Raw genomic sequence first — 18,241 nt, 5'->3', positions numbered from 1 at the left:
TTCCCTTACCAACTCGGATATACTTATGTCCATCTGTCATATCGAGCGTCCGGGGGAAGCGGGGAAGGGCGCCAGCGGAAGGAGAGTTATGGAAGGATTCGATCTCATCGCCACGGGGCTGTGGTCCATCGTGCCGCCGATTCTGGCACTGGTCCTGGCTCTTATCACCAAGGAGGTGTACTCCTCGCTGACCGTGGGCGTCTTTACGGGCATGGTGATCTACCAGTTCACGCTGAACGGCGCCGGTGGCGAGCAGCTGGTGGCCTCGTTCACCATGGTGCCCCAGATGATGGCCGAGCAAATTGCCGGCAACGGGGCGCTGTTGCTGTTCCTTGCGCTTTTGGGGGCGCTCACCGTGGTCATCGCCACGGCCGGCGGTTCCCGGGCCTACGCGGAATGGGTGACCACCCACGTGAAGAACGCCCGGGCTGCCTCCATCCTCACGGCGCTTCTGGGCATCATCATCTTCGTGGACGACTACTTCAACTGCCTCACCGTGGGTGCCGTCATGCGCCCGGTGACCGACAAGTTCAAGGTCAGCCACGAGAAGCTCGCCTGGATCATCGACTCCACGGCGGCCCCGGTCTGCATCATCGCGCCGGTGTCCTCGTGGGCCGTGGCCGTGGGCGGCTACATGGGCGAGGACGGCTTCAACACCTTCGTGGCTTCCATCCCCTACAACTTCTACGCGCTGCTCACCATCTTCTTCGTGTTCTTCATGCTGTTCATCCAGAAGGACTTCGGCCCCATGGCGGCTGCTCAGGCCGCGGCTGACGATCGCATTCCGGCGGCCGGCTCGAAGCTGGAGGCCGTGTCGCTGGCCCGCATCGCCGATAAGGCCCAGGTCGATCTGGAGGGCGCTCCCAATATCCCCACGGTGGTGACCGAGGAGGGCGATATCGACGATGCGGCCGCCGGCGCCATCGAGGAGTACAAGGGCCTCAACATCTCCGATCGCGGCACCATTTGGGACCTCATCGTGCCCATCCTCGTGCTCATCGTGTTCTCCATCCTGGGCATGATGTACATGGGCGGCTTCTTCAGCGGCGTCGACTTCGCCACGGCTGTGGGCGAGAACCCGGTCATGGGCCTGTGCATCGGCGCGGTGGTGGCCCTGTGCGTGGCGGCTGCCATGTTCCTGCCGCGCAAGCTCATGAACCTCGGCGGATTTGTGGAGGCCATGTCCGAGGGCGTGCGCTCCATGATCGGCGCCATCATGATCCTCGTGCTGGCCTGGTCCCTCGGCGGCTGCTGCCGCTACCTGCTGGGCACCGGCGAGTTCGTGTCCGGCTTCCTGAACGGCCTGGGTGTGGGCCTCGATCTTCTGCCCGCGGTCATCTTCCTGGTGGCGGCGTTCATCGGGTTCGCCATGGGCACCAGCTGGGGCACCATCGCGCTCATCCTGCCCATCATCATCGGCGTGTTCGATGCAAGCGACCCGCTGTTCCTCGTGGCCGTGGGCTCGGCTCTGGCCGGCGCGGTGTACGGCGATCACATCTCGCCCATCTCGGATACCACCATCCTGTCCTCGGCCGGTGCCAAGTGCAACCACCTGCGCCACGTGGCCACGCAGATTCCCTACGCCACCCTGGTCATGGTCATCTGCTTCGTGGGCTACATCATCGCCGGTATCACCAAGACGCCGTGGATCTCCCTGGGTCTGGGTCTCGTGCTCATCGTGGTGGCCGTGCTCGTGCTCACCAAGATGGAGGCGAAGCGGGCTGCTGCCGAGAAGTAGGCTGCCTGGCGGGTTTTCCCGTTTCCGCGAACGCGAAAAGGCTCCCTGCGGGGAGCCTTTTTCGTGGAGTGATTCGGACTGAGCTGGGGGCGGCGGTCGTTGGCGGCCCTGGGGGGGGCGGCTTGCGTTCCCGACACTGACTCAAATCATGAAAAAGCCCCTGAACAGGGGCTTTTTCTGCGGGTGATTACGGAAGCGGCGCGGTCCTAGGCCGCGGCAGCGGCCTCGGCGAGCAGACGCTGACTCTCGGCGATGAGGCGCCCGGCCAGGAATTCCTTGCCCATCTTCTCGTCGCGGGAGCAGTCGAGCAGCATCTCCAAGGTGATGCTGTCGAAGTAGGCGTCGTAGCCGTCGAGCACCAGGTCGTAGGCGCGCTTGATGCCCTGGACCATGGGAGCGCCGGCGCGATCCTTGCGGCGGGCGCGCGTGGTGTCCTTGGCGTCGTCGTCCAGGGCGTTCACCACCTGCAGCAGCGTGATCTTCGAGGGCTCCTTTGCCAGGCGGTAGCCGCCGTGCTTGCCCGGGCGCGCCTCGATGATGCCGGCGTTGCGCAGCAGCTGCGCGAGCTGAATGAGATAGTCGCGGGGGATGGACATATCCTGGGCGATATCCTTCGACGAGCAGGTTTGGCCCTGCGCGGCCAGATACAAAACGGCACGCAGTCCATAATCGGTTGATGCTTTGAGTTGCACTGCAGCCTCCTAACGGGTCGACACCTCGGGGCTTGCAGCGTGCGTTGCGTGCTCGGGAGCACTCGGCGAATCGCCGGCGCACATGGCCCCCAGGTGTGCCAGAAAGCGGTCCTTTTTTGCCTTCCGACACTTGCAGTATGCGATGGGCGGCCCGCTAATACAAGGGATGTACCAAACGATGAGCGCACCGATTCGCATACGTTGCCGCCACGTTGAAATCGCTGCCGATTTTGCAGGCAGAGGGAGTTCGCGCCGGCACGATGCCGCGGGAGGGGCGCCGTGCCGGGGTTCGCGCCAAGAAGGGGGTGCTTTGCTGCGCCCGCGCTCCGTCAGGCAGGCGCTAGGCCAGACCCATCACCTGCATGACCAAGAGCACCGCGGTCAGGATGGCCACCACACCCACGGTGGCCCACAGCAGCACCTTCGACACGCGGCGTGAGCGGTACGCGCCCATGATGCGCTTGTCGGCCGAGATGATGGCCATAAACGCCAGCAGGATGGGCAAAATGACGCCGTTGACGAACTGGGCCGTCAGCATCATGGCCAAGAGGTTCACATCGGGCAGGAGCACCACGATGGCCGAGAACGCGATCACGAAGGTGAAGATGGACTTGAACGTGGGGGCCTCGCGCCACTTGAACGACACGCCGGCTTCCCAGCCGAAGGCCTCGCAGATGACGAAGGCCGTGGTCAGCGGCAGCACGCAGGCTGCCAGAAACGATGCGGCGATGAGGCCCACGGCGAACAGGGCCTCGGCGTAGGGGCCGGCAAAGGGGGCCAGGGCCGCGGCGGCGTCGGCGGCCGAGTCGATGGAGATGCCCGCGGGGAAGAGCACTGCGCCCGTGGTCACGATGATGAACCAGGCCACGATGCAAGCGGCGATAGTGCCCGAGACGGCATCCACCCGCTGGGAGAACAGATCCTTGGTCGTGAGGCCTTTCTCCACCACATTGCTCTGGGTGAAGAACATCATCCAGGGGGCGATGGTGGTGCCGATCATGGCGATGACGAGCGAGATGAATCCCACATCGCCCACCACGGTGGGCACCACGGTGTCGTGGGCCGCCTCGGCCCAGTTCGGCTGGGCCAGAAACGCCGCTACGATATAGGTGATGAACACGAGCGACAGGGCCAGAAACACGTTCTGCACCCGCTTGTAGGAGCCGCCCACCACCAGCAGCCACACGGCCAGGGCCGCCACGGGCACCGAGATGTACTTCGACACGCCGAACATCTCCATACCGCTGGCGATGCCGGCGAATTCCGAGAAGGTGGTGGCCACGTTGCCTATGAGCAGGGCCAGCATGGCGAAGGCCGCAAGCCGGATGCCGAAGCGCTCGCGGATGAGGGCCGCGAATCCCTTGCCGGTGACCGCTCCCATGCGCCCGGCCGTGGTCTCCACCACGATGAGCAGCACGCACATGATGGGGATGACCCACAGCGTGCCGAAACCGAAGTTGGCGCCGGCCGTGGAGTAGGTGGAGATGCCGCCGGCGTCGTTGCCGGCCATGGCCGTAATGATGCCCGGACCCATGGCCGCCAGGATGAGCAGCAAACGGCTGGGCGCGCGCTTGGCGCCGACGCCCGGCTGCTCGCTGGCGGGAATGCCGGTCTCGGCCAGCTCGGAGGCGGCCCGGGCCATCTCGCGCTCGCTGCCGGTGAGGGACGGGGCTGCCGCAGCGCTGGTCGTCTCACGCTTCTTTGCATTCACGGATATCGCCTCCCTTGCCTAGTAGTGCAGGCCGCCGATGTGCAGCGAGCCGGCCAGTTGCAGGAGGATGATCGAGTACAGGAACAGCCCCAGCAGCACCGCCACGGTAATGCCGGCGATGGACAGGGCGCTCATCTTCGTCTTGTCGCTGGCCACGTCGTCCTCGATGGCATCCCAGGCGTCGTCGGTGGTGACGATGCCGAGCAGGGTGCCGTGCTCGTCCACCACGGGCATGGCGGGAATGTCGTACTTGAAGATGTCGGCGGCCACGTCCTCCTCCTCTTCGGAGGGCAGGCAGCTGATGATCTCGTCGTACATGATGTCGCCCATGAGCCGGTCGGCGTTGAAGAGAACGAGGGTGCGCAGGGAATTCACGCCGAGCAACTTGCCGTACTCGTCGGTGACGTACACATAGTGCACCGTGGGGTGGTCGTCGGGCAGGGCGCGCAGCACCTCGATGGTGTCGCCCACGGTATAGGTGCGGGGCACGGCCACGAACTGAGTGGTCATCATGCCGCCGGCGGTGCCGTCCTTGTAGCCGAGCAGACGGCGAATCTCTGCAGCGTCCTCCACGCCCATGAGGCGCAGCAGCGTCTCGGCCTTCTCGTAGGGAAGGTCGCGCACGATGTCGGCGGCATCATCCGGGTCCATGTTGCCGATAAGCTCGGCGGCCTTGGCATCGGGCAAATCGTCGATGAACTCGGCCTGGTACTCGTCTTCCATCTCGGAGATGGCCTCGGTGGCCCGGGCGTCGTCCAAATGCTCGAAGACGCTCGCGCGCTGCTGGGGGTCCAGCTGCTCTAAGATGTCGGCCACGTCGGCGGGGTGCAGCTCGTCCAAGCGGCGGTGGGTCACCGACAGCTGCACTTCCGACAGGTCGCGGTCGAGCAGATCCATGTAGTTCCAGGCGATGAGCTGCTCGTCCACCTTCTTATGGAACAGTTTTGCCACGTTTACCACGGCCCGCTCGATCACGGGGTGCAGCCCGCGCAGGATGCCGCGCACGCCCACCTCGGCACCGAGCAGCCGCAGCTGGGTGCCCGATTGGGACAGCTTCAGGTCGTTCACGCGCACGACCTTCATGCCCTGGGTGTCCACGATTTGGCGGTCCATCAGGTCGCGGGCCAGCAGCACCTCGTCGGGCTGCAGGTAGCTGAAACGGATGTCGTGGGCATCCACGGACAGCGTGATGCCGTCCTCGTCGAAGGTGTCGACGTATTTGCGCCACGAGATCATGAAGGGCACGCGCCCGGGGCCCTGGAAGGCCAGGCTCGTGATGCGCGGGAAGACCTCGCCCGTGGAAATGGCCAGGTCGGAAATGGTGCCGAGGCGCTCGCCGGTCGCATCGACGACGGGCTCCCCGATCATTTGGGACAAATAGAGCATAGGTGTTCCTCCGTTGGCGAACGCTGGGAGGAATGGGCAAACGGGGCGCTTATCGCGCTGTCTGCTGCAGAGGCCCAGCGCACAGTAGTCGTTTCTTCCGACTACCGCCACGGGGAAGGAGCCGGAAGGTTACATACTGTGAGGTTTCGATTTTCGAACCTTCACGGTGTTCCTTTCTGGTCGGCCTACAAAAAAACCGCTCGAAAGCGGCTCATGATGCAAAGTGGTGCGCCGTGAGGGATTCGAACCCCCGACGTACTGATTCGTAGTCAGTCCCTCTATCCAGCTGAGGTAACGGCGCACTTCAAAACAGCAACGACTATTTAACCATCTCCTTCGGGGCTTGTCAACGACTTTTTCAAACTTTTTTGAAAGGCCACCGTTCGCCGTGGGAGCGGGGTGGGGGTTATGGCTGGGCGCGGGCGCGTCTTGCTCGCACGGTACAATACACTGATACACTGCGGCCGCATCGCCGGCCCCGCTGGGAGAGGAGAGCCCCATGGCCATGGAAATCGACGAAGCTGTTATCCGCGTGGACAACTGCGCCGATATCGACGGCGCCGAGCCCATCGAGATCAGCGAGGACGAGGCGCGTCGCGTGCGCCTGTACGAGAACTTCTACCAGGTGAACACCATCGACCCCGAGCATTATCAGACCTACGACGTGAAGCGCGGTCTGCGCAACGCCGATGGGACCGGCGTGCTGGCGGGCATGACCAACGTGTCCAACGTGCACGGTTATGTGGTGTCCGACGGCGAGAAGATGCCGGCCGAGGGAAGCCTGCGCCTGCGCGGCTACGATATCTATGATTTGCTGGGCGATTTGAATCCCGAGCGCCGCTTTGCCTACGAGGAGGTGGCCTACCTGCTGCTCATGGGCGAGCTGCCCACCCGCGAGCGTCTGACCCGCTTCGTGGAGGTGATCGATTCCCAGCGCGAGCTGCCCGACGGCTTCACTGCCAGCACCCTTATGGTGGACACCTCTCCCGACATCATGAACATGATGTCCCGCTCCATCCTGCGCCTGTACGCGGCCGACGAGTGCGCTGAGAACCGCTCGCCGGAGCATGAGATTCATACGGCGCTGTCGCTCATCAGCCGCCTGCCGCGCATCATGGTGCTCGCCTACTACGCCAAGCGCGCGGCCTTCCACCACGACTCCATGATCATGCACCGCTTTGTGCCCGGGCAGTCCACCGCCGAGACGATCCTCTCCATGCTGCGCCCCGACCGCGCCTTCACGCCGGAAGAGGCCCGCATGCTCGACATTATGCTGAGCCTGCACGCCGAGCACGGCGGCGGCAACAACTCCACCTTCACCACGCGCGTGCTGTCTTCATCCGACACCGATCCCTATTCCACCTACGCGGCGGCGTTCGGGTCGCTCAAGGGCCATCGCCACGGCGGCGCGAACCACCAGGTGCGCGCCATGCAGGCCGAGATCAAGGAAAACGTGAGGAACTGGGAAGACGACGACGAGGTGGCCGCCTATCTGGCGAAGATCGTGAACAAGCAGGCCTACGACAAGACGGGTCTGGTGTACGGCATGGGGCATGCGGTCTACACGCTCTCCGACCCGCGCGCCATTATCGGGAAGCGCTTCGCCGAGCAACTGGCCGCCGGCACCGAGTACGAGGCCGAGCTGAACCTGCTGAAGTCCATCGAGCGCCTCACGCCCGAGGTGTTCGCCCGCGAGAAGGGATCGAGCAAGGCCCTATGCGCGAATGTGGATATGTACTCCGGTTTCATCTACTCCATGATGGGCATTCCCGAGGACCTGTTCACGCCCCTGTTCGCCTGCGCCCGCATGGCCGGCTGGGCCGCCCACCGCTTCGAGGAGATCGCCGCCGGCAAGCGCATCATCCGCCCCGCCTACAAGAACACCGTCCGCGGCACCAAGCCCTACGTGCCGATTGAGGAACGATAGGGGAGGGGGCGCTGAAGCCCTCCGCCCGTTTCATTTCGCAAACGAAACGCCCGCCCGAAGCGACAAACGTTTCAGGCGGGCGTCTTCCAATCTCGTGAGAAGCTCTGGTTTTCGGGGCGGGTTAAGGTTGAACGTCAGGCCATCTGAGCCTTTCTCGGGCGTCCGACTTTCGGAGTTTCGGATAGGCGTTTCTCTATGCTCGCAACGCTGACCCAGGTGCGTCGGCCTTCGCGATAGCCGTCCAGCACGCCGGCATCGAGCATATGGGTAATTCTGCCCGGCGATACGCCGAGGCGCCGTGAAGCTTCGGCGGCACTTATCACAGCGCCTTCCACGATGTAGGTGGGATCGGCTTCGAAGAACACCATGACGCTATCGGTGCCGGAGGGGTGCGAGTGGTGCTGGGGCTCGGGAACTGTTTCTCCGCGGCCGAGAAGCGATGCTACATAGGTTTTGGCGGCATCAGCGCCCATCGCCACAGCGTCGTGGAATGTGTCGCCGCACGAGAAGCACCCCGGAAGATCGGGGAACTCGACGGAATAGCCTCCCTCGTCCTCGGGGGTGAGAAAGGCCTGGAAGATGTACTTGCCCATGTCTGCTCGATTCTGTCGGAGGGGGTTTAAATCCACCCTGCGGTCTTTGCTATGTTTCGGTATGTTCCGAGAGGTAGCTCCCTTTTGGAGGTGGGAACAACGATCATGATGCCGTCTTTACGAAAAACCTTATGGCTGCCTTTGCCGCTTGCCTCAATCCAGCCCTCTTTCCTCAGTCGCTTCAGAACCTCTCTGACCTCCTGCTCCTTTGGCATGCCGTCCCCCTGTCCGATAATAATATAAAATATTGATATTTTTAAGTCAATAGAATGATGCTGCTTTGCAATTCCCGCTTTATGATGAGATTGATTGAATTAGATATGAATCGATATAGATATTCAAGGTAGTGTGCCGAACGTTGGTGTAATTGCCTAGAACCTGGCCCCTATTCTAACCCATCGCCTATGCCGCCCTCCTTCCGATCGGGTTGTCGGCAACCACTACTTCTATGATGCGCTTGGCGTGCTCCTCGGCAGTGCCGTCGTAGGACGGCGCCGGCAGCGGCGTATTCGATGACGATGTCGCCAGCGCTATCGACTCCTCCGTGAACCATCTCCTGGACGCCCAGTCCTCGTCCATCTCGGAGAACACGGCGCCCAGCATCCGTATCAGCGACCTCCTGGACGGGAAGACCTGCACCACTCGGCTGCGGCGCTTGATCTCGCGGTTGGCGCGCTCCTGCACGTTGTTGGTGCGCAGCCTGCGATGATGGGCGTACGGGAAGTCGAGGTAGGCCAGGGCGTCGGCCTCGGCGTCCTCCAGTAGATCTGCCGCCCTGGGGCAGATACCGGCCATCTCCCCGCAGGCCAGGTGGTACAGCTCGCGCACCAGCGCCGGGTCCCGCTCGTCGAAGACGGCGTGCAGGATGGCCAGCACCGCGGCCCTCTTCTGCCGCGTGGGCGCGCAGGAGGCGGCGTTGCGCATGAGGTGCACGACGCAGCGCTGCCACGCGGCTCCCGGGAACACCTCCTCGATGGCGCGGCGCAGGCCCTCGTGGGCGTCGGACGTGACGCAGAGGACGCCCCCGACCCCGCGCTCGCGCAAAGAGCGCAGGAAGGCGAGCCAGCCCGCGTGCGACTCGGTGTCGATGGCGTCGAGGCCGAGCAGCCGGCGGTAGCCGTCGGATCCCGCGCCGATGGCCGTGACGAGCGCGCACGACGACACATGTCCGCCGTCCCGGCACTTGACGTAGGTGGCGTCCACCCAAACATAGGGAAAGGCCACGTCGGACAGGTCGCGGCCCTGCAGGTCGGCCACGATTTCGTCCAGCGACTCGCAGATGCGGGATACCTGGGATGCGCTCATGCGGTCTATCCCCAGGGACGCGGCCACCCGCTCCACCTTCCTCGTGGACACGCCGTTGGTCACCATCTCGGACACCGCCGCGATCACCGCCCGGTCGACCCTCGAGTAGCGCACGAGCAGGTCCTCCGGGAAGTAGCTGCCGCGGCGCAGCTTGGGGATGCGAAGGTTTATGGCACCCACACTGGTGACGAGCGTGCGCTCGCGGTAGCCGTTTCTCTGGTTGCCGTCGGCGCAGGCGTCCTCGGCCTGCGCGTCCATGATCTCGTTGACGAGCGACTCGGCCATTATCCGAATCAGCTCCTGGATGTTGACCATGCCGTCGTCGAATCTGGGAATCTCGGCCATGGCGGCCGTGCCGTGCTCTAAACTGTCCATATGCGGCTGTCGCCTTTCTGCTGAATCCGTCAATCTAGTCAATTGAAGATTCTAGGCGATGGCCGTTCCTCATGCATCAGGAGAAACGACCGTTACACCAACATTGGGCACACGATCATATTCAACATACTTCGGCAAACATTTTTTATAAAATGCCGGAAATGACCTTCTGTGTACTGGAGTCGGGACATCCAGCAGTGAAATTCATGCCATAATGACGACAATCTTGTTGTCGAGAATTGTGAGGACCAAGATGTTTCTTGCTCACATTGCAGAGGATGGTCGGGAGGAGGCCGTAGAGGATCACCTTTGTGCCGTTGCGGAGCGGGCTGCCGATTTTGCCGCTCGCTTCGGCTCAGAAGGGTGGGCCTACAACATGGGAGTTCTCCACGACATCGGTAAGTACACTGATGCGTTTCAGCGTCGCATTAAAGAGAACGGGCCGAGGGTTGATCACTCGACGGCGGGCGCGAGCATCATGGCTGACAGTGGCGATCTTGGCGCTCTTTTAGCCTATGCGATTGCCGGGCATCATGCGGGCCTGCCCGATGGATGTCCCACGGGTGAAAATATTCAGAGGGAAACGCAGGACTCGACGCTGACAAAGCGACTCGAGCGTTTCAGGGCCGAGAACTCGTCGGGCGCGACTTGGCTCAATCGCGCGTCCTTTAAGCGGCTTGGACTGCGTGGCTCCCCAGGAACGCCCACGCCTCTTGTCGGCGCGCAGAAAAGCGGCGGCTACGGTGCAGGCTTTTGGGTGCGCATGATGTTCTCGTGCCTGGTTGACGCCGACTTCCTGGCAACGGAAGAATTCATGCAAGGGCATGAAAGGAAAAGCCTTCCCTCGGCGTCGGCTGCTGAGTTGCGCGATACGTTGGAGGATAGGCTGTCGATGTTCTACCCTCCGCGTACGCCGCTCAATGAACTGCGCTGCCGCATTCTCGATGATTGTCGAGCAGCGGCGACTGGTCAGCCGGGGTTTTATGCGCTGACTGTTCCCACCGGGGGTGGCAAGACACTCGGCTCATTGCGTTTTGCTTTGAATCAAGCTGCGCTTAGCGGCCATCTCGGGGCCAAGGTGATATACGCGGTTCCCTACACGTCCATTATTGAGCAGAATGCCGATGTCATTCGTGGGATGATCGGACGTGAGCAGGTGCTTGAGCATCATTCGGGGTTCGACTTCGATTCTGTGGATGAGAAACCTGAAGGGCAAGAGCATGTTGTTGCCCATAACAGGGAGCGACCAACTGGTTTGGGAGATGCGCTGCGGCTTGCTGCTGAGAATTGGGACGCTCCAGTGGTGGTCACTACCAATGTCCAGCTTTTCGAGTCCCTTCATTCCAACAGGACTTCGAAGTGTCGGAAGCTGCATAACCTTGCGAAGAGTGTCATTGTGCTTGACGAAGCGCAGATGCTGCCAGTGGAATACCTCAAACCATGTTTGGCTGCCCTCGAGGAGTTGGTTGCGCATTATGGGTGCACCGTAGTGTTCTGTACGGCCACTCAGCCGGCTCTCGATGGGATCATCGAAGATCTGCCGCGGCCAGTCGAAATAAGCCAGGCGGGACTGGATTCATTCGAGAAGCTGAGACGCGTGACCTATTGCCTGGAAGGCGAACTTGATGACGCGCGATTGGCTGAGCGACTTCGCAACGAAAAGCAGGTCCTCTGCATTCTCGATAATCGTAAGCAGACGCGAGTCGTCTTTGAATCGCTCGATGATGACGGTACCTATCATCTGAGCACCCTTATGCACCCCGAGCATCGTCGGACCGTGATTTCGGAAATTAGGCAGCGGCTTAAAGAAGGGCTGCCCTGTCGGGTGATTTCCACTAGCTTGGTGGAGGCGGGGGTCGATCTTGACTTTCCCGTGGTGTATCGAGCAATGAGCGGGCTCGACAGCATTGTTCAGGCTGCAGGAAGGTGCAACAGGAACGACGGCCGATCTTCATCCGAGAGCCTGGTGCATATATTTGAGCCTGACGATTCGTACCGAAGGCCTCGTGAGGTTTCTCAACGGGCGGCTGTCGGACGGTCGGTGCTGAGAAGCGTTGGGTATGCGGACGGAGGCGGTGGACTCATCGAGATCGACTTAGGATCGCCTGAAATCATGAGGGAATACTTTGCGCGTCTGTATGATATCAGACGCGATGGGATGGACAAGGGCGGCGCCTACAAGAAGCTGGCCAATGATCGTGGTGGCTGGGGGTCATACCCCTTCAAAAGCGTAGCAGAAGAATTCAAGCTTATCGAGAGCGCCGATTGCAGTGTGATTGTGCCAAGTGAGGCCATCGAGGAGGAAATCGAGCTGCTGCGTGAGGGGGTTGCAGGCCGAAACGCCATGAGGCGGTTGCGGCAGTATTCCGTCAACGTTTATCGGGCGAATCTCCCATCGCTTGCCGGAAGTGTCGAGCAAGTCGCCGAAGATGCTTTTCTGCTTGTTAACGCGGATCGGTACTCCTCGGCATGCGGTCTCGACTTGACCGATCGCCATGGAGAGGGGCTGATGTGGTGAGATATAGAGGGAACATCTTGGTTCGTGCCGGCCCATGAAGTTCCTGCGGAGCGAGGATCCCGCTTCGCGCTAGTTTTGCAGGGTTTACGTGAGATGAGGAAAGGAGGTGCAGGTATGTCCTATGGAGTGAAGGTTGAGGTGTGGGGTGACTACGCGCTGTTCACGCGCCCCGAACTATCGGTCGAGCGTGTGTCCTACGATGTCATTTCCCCGTCGGCGGCTCGGGGTATCCTGGAGAGTCTCTATTGGCATCCCGGTATGAAGTACCAGGTCGATCGCATCCACGTGCTCAATCCGATTCGGTTTACCAATGTTCGACGCAACGAGGTGAAATCGAAGGCGCTGGCGTCGTCGTTCCGCGCCGTTATGTCGAACGGCGGCGATCTTCCCGCTATCTATACGTCCGAGGATATCCAACAACGGGCATCCATGATGCTGAGGGATGTGCGCTACGTCATCGAGGCCCATTTCGATATGACCGACAAGGCGCAGCCGGGGGACAACCCGGGTAAATTCAAGGACATTCTCATGCGCAGGCTCAGAAAAGGGGCATGTTATTCGCAACCATATTTGGGGACGCGCGAATGCAGCTGTCACTTTAGGGAATGGGATGCCGTAGAGCCCCCGCGAGGGTTCTACTCCGACGATGGACGACGTGACTTCGGCATTGTCCTCTATGACATGGATTACAGCAATCCAGGATCCATTTCTCCCATGTACTATCGGTGCATTATGGAGAATGGTGTCATCGATGTCGCTGGGAGCGAGGTGCTGCGCTGATGCTGAGGTCTCTCGTCGACTATTATGAGTATCTTCTCGATAACGAGGTCGAAGGAGTTGCACGTCCCGGTTGGTCCTCGGTGCCCGTGGGCGCTCTCGCCGAGGTAGATGGGGCGGGAAACCTTGTCGGCATTATTCCTGCTGAGGATAAGGCGGGATGGAAGCGACAGGTGCCGCAGCGCGTCGAACGTTCCTCGGGCGTGTCGGCCAATCTTCTCTGCGATACCTCGTCCTATTTGTTTGGGGTGGACGCAAAGGGCAAGCCCGATAGGGCGGTGAAGTGCTTCAACGACGCGAAGGAGAAGAACACCGCGCTGCTCAAGGGCGTCGACTCTCCGGCGGCGCGAGCGGTTCTGGCGTTCTTTTCTCGCTGGGAGCCCTCCCAGGCACCCGATCATCCGGTGATAGCTTCCAACAAAGAGGTCGTGCTGAGTGGTCGCAACATTGCCTTCTACTTCAAAGGCAAGGAAGTTCTGGAAGACGACGAAGTTGTCGCAGCGGTAAACCGTGCTGCTCAGAGATCAAATACGGGTGCTGCGGCGGAAATGCGCTGCCTGGTGACGGGGGAAAGGGCGCCTGTTGCCCGACTCCATCCTAAGATCAAGGGTGTCCTGGGCGCACAGTCAAGCGGAGCCTCGTTAGTGAGTTTCAACGCGGCTGCCTTTGAATCGTATGGGTGTGAGGAAGCGCAGGGGTTTAATGCTCCGGTGAGCGAATATGCGGCCTTTGCCTACACGACGGCGCTGAACTATTTGCTTTCTGATCCGATGCACCGTGTGCGCATTGGGGACACGACGGTGGTATTCTGGTCCGTCGAAAACGACCGTGAGGCGGCGTCGGTATTTCGGGAGGGCATAGACCCCGGGTTCACTCTGCGATTGCCCGGAGCGGGGGATAGCCCGAAGAAGAATCCAGAGCAGCAGGCTCGCGATGCGGATGCGTCGCTCGATGCCACTATGGCCTCGATTGCCAAGGGGAGGACCTCCGACGGCGTATCGCTGGATGTTCCGTTCTTTGTTTTGGGCCTTGATCCGAATGCAGCTCGAGTCTCCGTCAGGTTTTTCCTCCAGGACTCGCTCGGGGCCTTCATGGCGAACATAGCCGAGCATTACAAGCGGCTTGCTATCGCGCATGGACCGCAGCAGAGCAATTACCTCTCCCCCTATCGCCTGGTCATGGAAACGCAGAACTCCAACGCAAAGAGAGGCGATGCTGCCAGTATTCTGGCGGGCGCGTTGCTGCGTTCCATTTTGACAGATGCCCCTTATCCTGCGGCACTTTATCAAAATGCTCTTCTGCGCGTCCGAGCGACCCAGGATAATGATGAGAAGAAAATAAGAAAGGTCAGTTACGGTCGGGCGGCAATCATGAAAGCTGTTCTCATCAAGAACTACGGAGTAAGCGAGGAGGTTCTCACGGTGGATTTGAATGAGGAAAACGCGAGTGTTCCCTATCTGCTAGGCAGATTGTTCAGTGAGTTGGAGCAGACGCAAGCCGATGCGGCATACTTAGATAGGCGAAAACTGAACGCCACCATTGTCAATCGGTATTTCAACGCTGCCTGCGCAACGCCGGCGGTGGCGTTCCCGGAAATTATGAAGCTGAATATGAAGCATCTCGATAAGCTGTCGCGGACGGCGAAGGGCTCACGGCATGCCCGGACCATCGGAGAGCTGACGGAGGCGATACGCGCGCAAACACCCTCTTTTCCCGCTCGTTTGACCATCGAGGAGCAGGGCGATTTCATTATCGGGTATTGGTGCCAGCGGCAGAGCGGCTTTGCGGCAAACAACGAGAGCAATCATTCCGGCGAGGAGGAATAGCATGAGCGAGCCCATTAAGAACCGTTACGATTTCGTCGTTTACTTCGATGTAGAGAACGGCAATCCCAACGGAGATCCCGATGCGGGAAATATGCCGCGTGTCGACCCCGAGGAGGGGTACGGTCTGGTGACGGATGTCTGCCTGAAGCGCAAGATCCGAAATTACGTTGAGGCTGTCAAGGAAGGCGAGCCGGGATTCGACATCTACATCAAGGACAGCGTCCCTCTCAATGCGAGCGATCGCAAAGCCTATGAGCATCTTGGCATCGACGGCAAGGAGATCAAGAAGCTGAGAAAGGACGATCCCGAGCTCGATGTCAAAGTGCGCGATTTCATGTGCGAGAACTACTACGACATTCGAACATTCGGTGCGGTTATGACCACCTTTGTCAAGGACAACCTCAATTGCGGCCAGGTGCGCGGTCCTGTGCAGCTGACATTCGCGCGCAGCGTCGAGCCGATCATTCCCCAGGAGGTGACCATTACGCGCGTCGCCATTACGACGGACGCCGATGCTGAGAAGAAGAACACCGAGATGGGTCGTAAGCATATCGTGCCCTATGGGCTTTACCGTTGCGAGGGATTCGTATCTGCCAACCTTGCCCGGAAAACGACAGGCTTCTCCGAAGAGGATCTGCAGCTGCTCTGGGAGGCTATTATCAATATGTTCGACCTTGATCGCTCTGCAGCGCGTGGAAAGATGGCGGTGCGTGAGCTGATCGTCTTTCGGCACGATAGCGAGTTTGGCAACGCGCCTTCCTACCAGCTCTTCGATGCGGTGACCATAAAAAAGAAGGAGGGAGTGGAAACGCCACGCTCTTTTGCCGATTATGAGCGAGCGGCGGTGGACGAGGGGTCCATTCCCGCTGGCATCACGGTAGAGAAAAAGCTCCCCTAGTCTCATGACCTATGACGATGACGAGCTGCTGCCCCTTTCCGGCATCCAGCACTATTCGTTCTGTCCGAGGCAGTGGGCCCTCATTCACGTGGCTCAGGAGTGGGCCGAGAATGCCCTGACTGTCCAGGGAGGTATCGTGCATAAGCGTGCCCACGATGCCTCCCTTCGGGAGCGGCGCGGCGATACCATCGAGCTGCGCTCTGTAAATGTCTGCTCCCGCCGCCTAGGACTTGTCGGGCAATGTGACGTTGTCGAGTTCACTCAAACGGAAAGTGGTGTGACCCTGGCCGGCGAGGAGGGGCTATGGAGTGTTTTCCCTATAGAGTATAAGCGTGGGCACAGAAAGTCGATCGATGCCGATCGGTTGCAGCTGTGTGCGCAGGCAATGGCGCTTGAGGAAATGTTGTGCTGCGAGATAGGTGAAGCGTGTCTTTACTACCATGAGACGAGATCGCGTGAACGGGTTATTCTCGATAGCGCGTTGCGCGAGGAGACGCGGCGATGCGCTCGAGAGATGCATCGGCTCTTCTCCCGGAAGCATATTCCCAGGGCAAGGTCGCGTCCCTCGTGCCGATCGTGCTCGATCAAGGACGTGTGCCTGCCTGCTACGGCAAAGCGGGAAAGTGTGAGCGGCTACTACCAGCGACGAATCGGGGAAGTGCTATGAGACGTCTTCGCAATACGCTCTATATCTTTACCGAAAATGCCTACCTTACACTTGATGGAGAGAATGTTGTGGCGAGGGTGTCGGGCGACGAGATAGGCCGGATTCCTCTCCATACGCTTGAGTCGATCTTTTGCTTCACGTATCCCGGAGCGAGCCCGCAGTTTATGGGCGTGTGCTCCGAGCGTGGGGTGTCATTGGCATTTTTCAGCCCGCAGGGGCGTTTTCTGGCACGATCGTATGGGAAATGCCAGGGAAACATACACCTGAGGCGTCAGCAGTATCGTTTGGCCGATGAAGAGGCGTGGTCGCTCGGTGTTGCGAAGCGTTTTCTGACCGGAAAGGTGTACAACTCGCGGTGGGTGCTCGAGCGAGTGGTGCGTGACCATGGTTTGAGAATCGAGGCTGATGCGGTGCGCAGGGCTTCGGAGCGTTTAGTGAGGGCTCTTGCTGCGATAGGGGAGTGTGGGGATGCTGCCTCGCTCAGGGGGATTGAGGGCGATGCGGCGTCGATCTATTTCTCTGTATTTGATGAGATGATCCTGCGTGACAAGGAGTCGTTTCGGTTTGTCGGCCGTAATCGGAGGCCGCCCACTGACCGGGTGAACGCTATGCTCTCGCTCTTCTATAGCGTCCTTGTGACAGATTGCGCTTCTGCGTTAGAGGGGGTTGGCCTAGATCCGTACTGTGGGATCATGCATGTCGATCGCCCGGGACGAGAGTCGCTGGCGCTGGATCTCATGGAAGAGCTGCGTCCCGTGCTGGTTGATCGGTTCGTGGTGACCTCTATCAACAACCGGGTGGTCTCTCGCAAGGATTTCGTCGAACTGGAAACAGGAGAGGTGCGTCTTGCCGACGCGGGCAGAAAGAGACTTTTTGAGGCATGGCAAGAGAGGAAACGCGAGCAAATAACTCATCCGTACTTGAAAGAGAAGATTGACAGGGGCCTGGTTCCGCATGTGCAGGCATTGCTCCTTGCGCAGTATGTGCGGGGAGATTTGGACGATTACCCGGCCTTTTTATGGAAGTGATCAAAATGCTGACGGTTATTACCTACGACGTGAATACAGAGACCGCTGAGGGTCGAAGGCGATTGAGGAAAGTCGCCAGGCATTGCGTCAACTATGGGCAGCGTGTCCAGAACTCTGTGTTTGAATGTGTGGCAGATGCTGCCACAATGGTCAAGATAAAAGCAGATCTGATTGCCATGATGGGGGAGGATGACAGCCTGCGCTTCTATGACTTGGGCAACAATTACGCTGGGAAGATCGAGCATTACGGCAGTCATGAAACTTATGAGGCAGAGGGCTTTCTCTCGTTATGACCCGTTCCGAGCGTAACGGCCTGGTGGGCGCTGACTTATCTGACGAGATCGGGCGGACGGTGCGAACATGGGGCGTTCAGAATAACTGCGTGAGGTTCGCACCGCTTTGAGGCGTGATATACGTTTTCAAGAGGTTGGTATGCCCCCAATACGGGATGCAGTTCGGCATATCTTGACATCAAGCACCTTAACAATGCAATATGTAGCGGTCGCTCCCCGCAAGGGGAGCGTGGATTGAAATCCTATGCCTTCCGCGAGACCAACGCAATCCGCCGTCGCTCCCCGCAAGGGGAGCGTGGATTGAAATGTAACTAATGTCACCAAGTGTAAGTGCGTCTCTCGTCGCTCCCCGCAAGGGGAGCGTGGATTGAAATCAATATGGGGAAGTACTATCAAGTTCAGGTCTGGTCGCTCCCCGCAAGGGGAGCGTGGATTGAAATTATTACTTCATCCAAGATGTCCAGTACGTCGCACGTCGCTCCCCGCAAGGGGAGCGTGGATTGAAAT

General features: G+C 60.1%; 15 protein-coding genes, 1 tRNA gene and 1 CRISPR repeat array. Of the genes, 9 read left to right on the top strand and 7 right to left on the bottom strand.

The window, feature by feature from the left end; all coding sequences use genetic code 11:
* The first annotated feature begins 88 nt into the window (after positions 1-88).
* A complete protein-coding gene (locus C811_RS11835) occupies positions 89-1,738 on the top strand; it encodes a Na+/H+ antiporter NhaC family protein (protein WP_016309866.1) in 1,650 nt (549 codons plus the stop codon).
* Between the two features lie 206 nt (positions 1,739-1,944).
* On the opposite strand, the gene C811_RS11830 is transcribed toward C811_RS11835, so the two are convergent.
* The 4 genes from C811_RS11830 to C811_RS11815 all read right to left on the bottom strand — a co-directional run bounded on the left by C811_RS11830 (position 1,945) and on the right by C811_RS11815 (position 5,828).
* Complete coding sequence (locus C811_RS11830; protein ID WP_016309865.1) at positions 1,945-2,430, bottom strand: Rrf2 family transcriptional regulator; 486 nt, start codon at positions 2,428-2,430, stop codon at positions 1,945-1,947.
* A 340-nt stretch (positions 2,431-2,770) separates the two neighbouring features.
* The gene (locus C811_RS11825; protein ID WP_031325275.1) at positions 2,771-4,072 is read right to left on the bottom strand and encodes an NRAMP family divalent metal transporter; all 1,302 of its coding nucleotides are present in this window, start codon (positions 4,070-4,072) and stop codon (positions 2,771-2,773) included.
* Between the two features lie 87 nt (positions 4,073-4,159).
* Complete coding sequence (locus tag C811_RS11820) at positions 4,160-5,527, bottom strand: magnesium transporter (RefSeq protein ID WP_016309863.1); 1,368 nt, start codon at positions 5,525-5,527, stop codon at positions 4,160-4,162.
* Positions 5,528-5,751: 224 nt separating this feature from the next.
* Positions 5,752-5,828, bottom strand: a tRNA-Arg gene (locus tag C811_RS11815).
* A 198-nt stretch (positions 5,829-6,026) separates the two neighbouring features.
* On the opposite strand from C811_RS11815, the gene C811_RS11810 reads away from it, so the two are divergent.
* Entirely contained in the window at positions 6,027-7,454 is a 1,428-nt protein-coding gene (locus C811_RS11810; protein ID WP_016309862.1) for a citrate/2-methylcitrate synthase, read from the top strand.
* 134 nt (positions 7,455-7,588) lie between these two features.
* Here C811_RS11810 and C811_RS11805 read toward each other — a convergent pair whose 3' ends face one another.
* From C811_RS11805 to C811_RS11795, 3 genes are all read right to left on the bottom strand, one after another.
* Positions 7,589-8,047: a type II toxin-antitoxin system HicB family antitoxin gene (locus C811_RS11805; protein WP_016309861.1), complete on the bottom strand. Its 459-nt coding sequence runs from the start codon at positions 8,045-8,047 to the stop codon at positions 7,589-7,591.
* 26 nt (positions 8,048-8,073) lie between these two features.
* On the bottom strand, positions 8,074-8,262 hold the full coding sequence (locus C811_RS11800) for a type II toxin-antitoxin system HicA family toxin (RefSeq protein ID WP_016309860.1): 189 nt from the start codon (positions 8,260-8,262) through the stop codon (positions 8,074-8,076).
* A 187-nt stretch (positions 8,263-8,449) separates the two neighbouring features.
* Complete coding sequence (locus C811_RS11795; protein ID WP_016308427.1) at positions 8,450-9,727, bottom strand: IS256 family transposase; 1,278 nt, start codon at positions 9,725-9,727, stop codon at positions 8,450-8,452.
* A 253-nt stretch (positions 9,728-9,980) separates the two neighbouring features.
* Between C811_RS11795 and C811_RS11790 the strand changes: the two genes are divergently transcribed.
* The 7 genes from C811_RS11790 (at position 9,981) to cas2 (ending at position 17,734) form a co-directional block, all read left to right on the top strand.
* Entirely contained in the window at positions 9,981-12,245 is a 2,265-nt protein-coding gene (locus tag C811_RS11790; protein ID WP_016309859.1) for a CRISPR-associated endonuclease Cas3'', read from the top strand.
* Between the two features lie 114 nt (positions 12,246-12,359).
* Positions 12,360-13,025, top strand: coding sequence for a type I-C CRISPR-associated protein Cas5c (cas5c, locus tag C811_RS11785; protein WP_016309858.1), 666 nt, complete (start codon positions 12,360-12,362; stop codon positions 13,023-13,025).
* Entirely contained in the window at positions 13,025-14,848 is a 1,824-nt protein-coding gene (cas8c, locus tag C811_RS11780; protein WP_016309857.1) for a type I-C CRISPR-associated protein Cas8c/Csd1, read from the top strand. The genes cas5c and cas8c overlap by 1 nt, the downstream gene beginning before the upstream one ends.
* Before the next feature lies 1 nt (position 14,849).
* Positions 14,850-15,746, top strand: a complete 897-nt coding sequence (cas7c, locus tag C811_RS11775; protein ID WP_016309856.1) for a type I-C CRISPR-associated protein Cas7/Csd2 — start codon at positions 14,850-14,852, stop codon at positions 15,744-15,746.
* Positions 15,747-15,750: 4 nt separating this feature from the next.
* On the top strand, positions 15,751-16,413 hold the full coding sequence (gene cas4 / locus C811_RS17285; protein ID WP_016309855.1) for a CRISPR-associated protein Cas4: 663 nt from the start codon (positions 15,751-15,753) through the stop codon (positions 16,411-16,413).
* Positions 16,410-17,441: a type I-C CRISPR-associated endonuclease Cas1c gene (cas1c, locus tag C811_RS11765; protein WP_016309854.1), complete on the top strand. Its 1,032-nt coding sequence runs from the start codon at positions 16,410-16,412 to the stop codon at positions 17,439-17,441. The genes cas4 and cas1c overlap by 4 nt, the downstream gene beginning before the upstream one ends.
* A 5-nt stretch (positions 17,442-17,446) precedes the next feature.
* Positions 17,447-17,734: a CRISPR-associated endonuclease Cas2 gene (cas2, locus tag C811_RS11760; protein ID WP_016309853.1), complete on the top strand. Its 288-nt coding sequence runs from the start codon at positions 17,447-17,449 to the stop codon at positions 17,732-17,734.
* Between the two features lie 208 nt (positions 17,735-17,942).
* Positions 17,943-18,241: a CRISPR direct-repeat array (repeat unit 33 nt; unit sequence GTCGCTCCCCGCAAGGGGAGCGTGGATTGAAAT).

Origin of the sequence: Adlercreutzia caecimuris B7, assembly GCF_000403355.2 — a bacterium.
GTDB classification, from domain to species: domain Bacteria; phylum Actinomycetota; class Coriobacteriia; order Coriobacteriales; family Eggerthellaceae; genus Adlercreutzia; species Adlercreutzia caecimuris.
Note: the sequence above shows the minus strand (reverse complement) of the source record. Positions and strands in the feature narration are given on the sequence as shown.

Bases quoted from the DNA above. Each gene is read 5' to 3' on its own strand.
- C811_RS11835 (WP_016309866.1), top strand. From the start codon at position 89: ATGGAAGGATTCGATCTCATCGCCACGGGGCTGTGGTCCATCGTGCCG.
- C811_RS11825 (WP_031325275.1), bottom strand. From the start codon at position 4,072: ATGGCCCGGGCCGCCTCCGAGCTGGCCGAGACCGGCATTCCCGCCAGC.
- C811_RS11820 (WP_016309863.1), bottom strand. From the start codon at position 5,527: ATGCTCTATTTGTCCCAAATGATCGGGGAGCCCGTCGTCGATGCGACC.
- C811_RS11810 (WP_016309862.1), top strand. From the start codon at position 6,027: ATGGCCATGGAAATCGACGAAGCTGTTATCCGCGTGGACAACTGCGCC.
- C811_RS11805 (WP_016309861.1), bottom strand. From the start codon at position 8,047: ATGGGCAAGTACATCTTCCAGGCCTTTCTCACCCCCGAGGACGAGGGA.
- C811_RS11800 (WP_016309860.1), bottom strand. From the start codon at position 8,262: ATGCCAAAGGAGCAGGAGGTCAGAGAGGTTCTGAAGCGACTGAGGAAA.
- C811_RS11795 (WP_016308427.1), bottom strand. From the start codon at position 9,727: ATGGACAGTTTAGAGCACGGCACGGCCGCCATGGCCGAGATTCCCAGA.
- C811_RS11790 (WP_016309859.1), top strand. From the start codon at position 9,981: ATGTTTCTTGCTCACATTGCAGAGGATGGTCGGGAGGAGGCCGTAGAG.
- cas5c (WP_016309858.1), top strand. From the start codon at position 12,360: ATGTCCTATGGAGTGAAGGTTGAGGTGTGGGGTGACTACGCGCTGTTC.
- cas8c (WP_016309857.1), top strand. From the start codon at position 13,025: ATGCTGAGGTCTCTCGTCGACTATTATGAGTATCTTCTCGATAACGAG.
- cas7c (WP_016309856.1), top strand. From the start codon at position 14,850: ATGAGCGAGCCCATTAAGAACCGTTACGATTTCGTCGTTTACTTCGAT.
- cas4 (WP_016309855.1), top strand. From the start codon at position 15,751: ATGACCTATGACGATGACGAGCTGCTGCCCCTTTCCGGCATCCAGCAC.
- cas1c (WP_016309854.1), top strand. From the start codon at position 16,410: ATGAGACGTCTTCGCAATACGCTCTATATCTTTACCGAAAATGCCTAC.
- cas2 (WP_016309853.1), top strand. From the start codon at position 17,447: ATGCTGACGGTTATTACCTACGACGTGAATACAGAGACCGCTGAGGGT.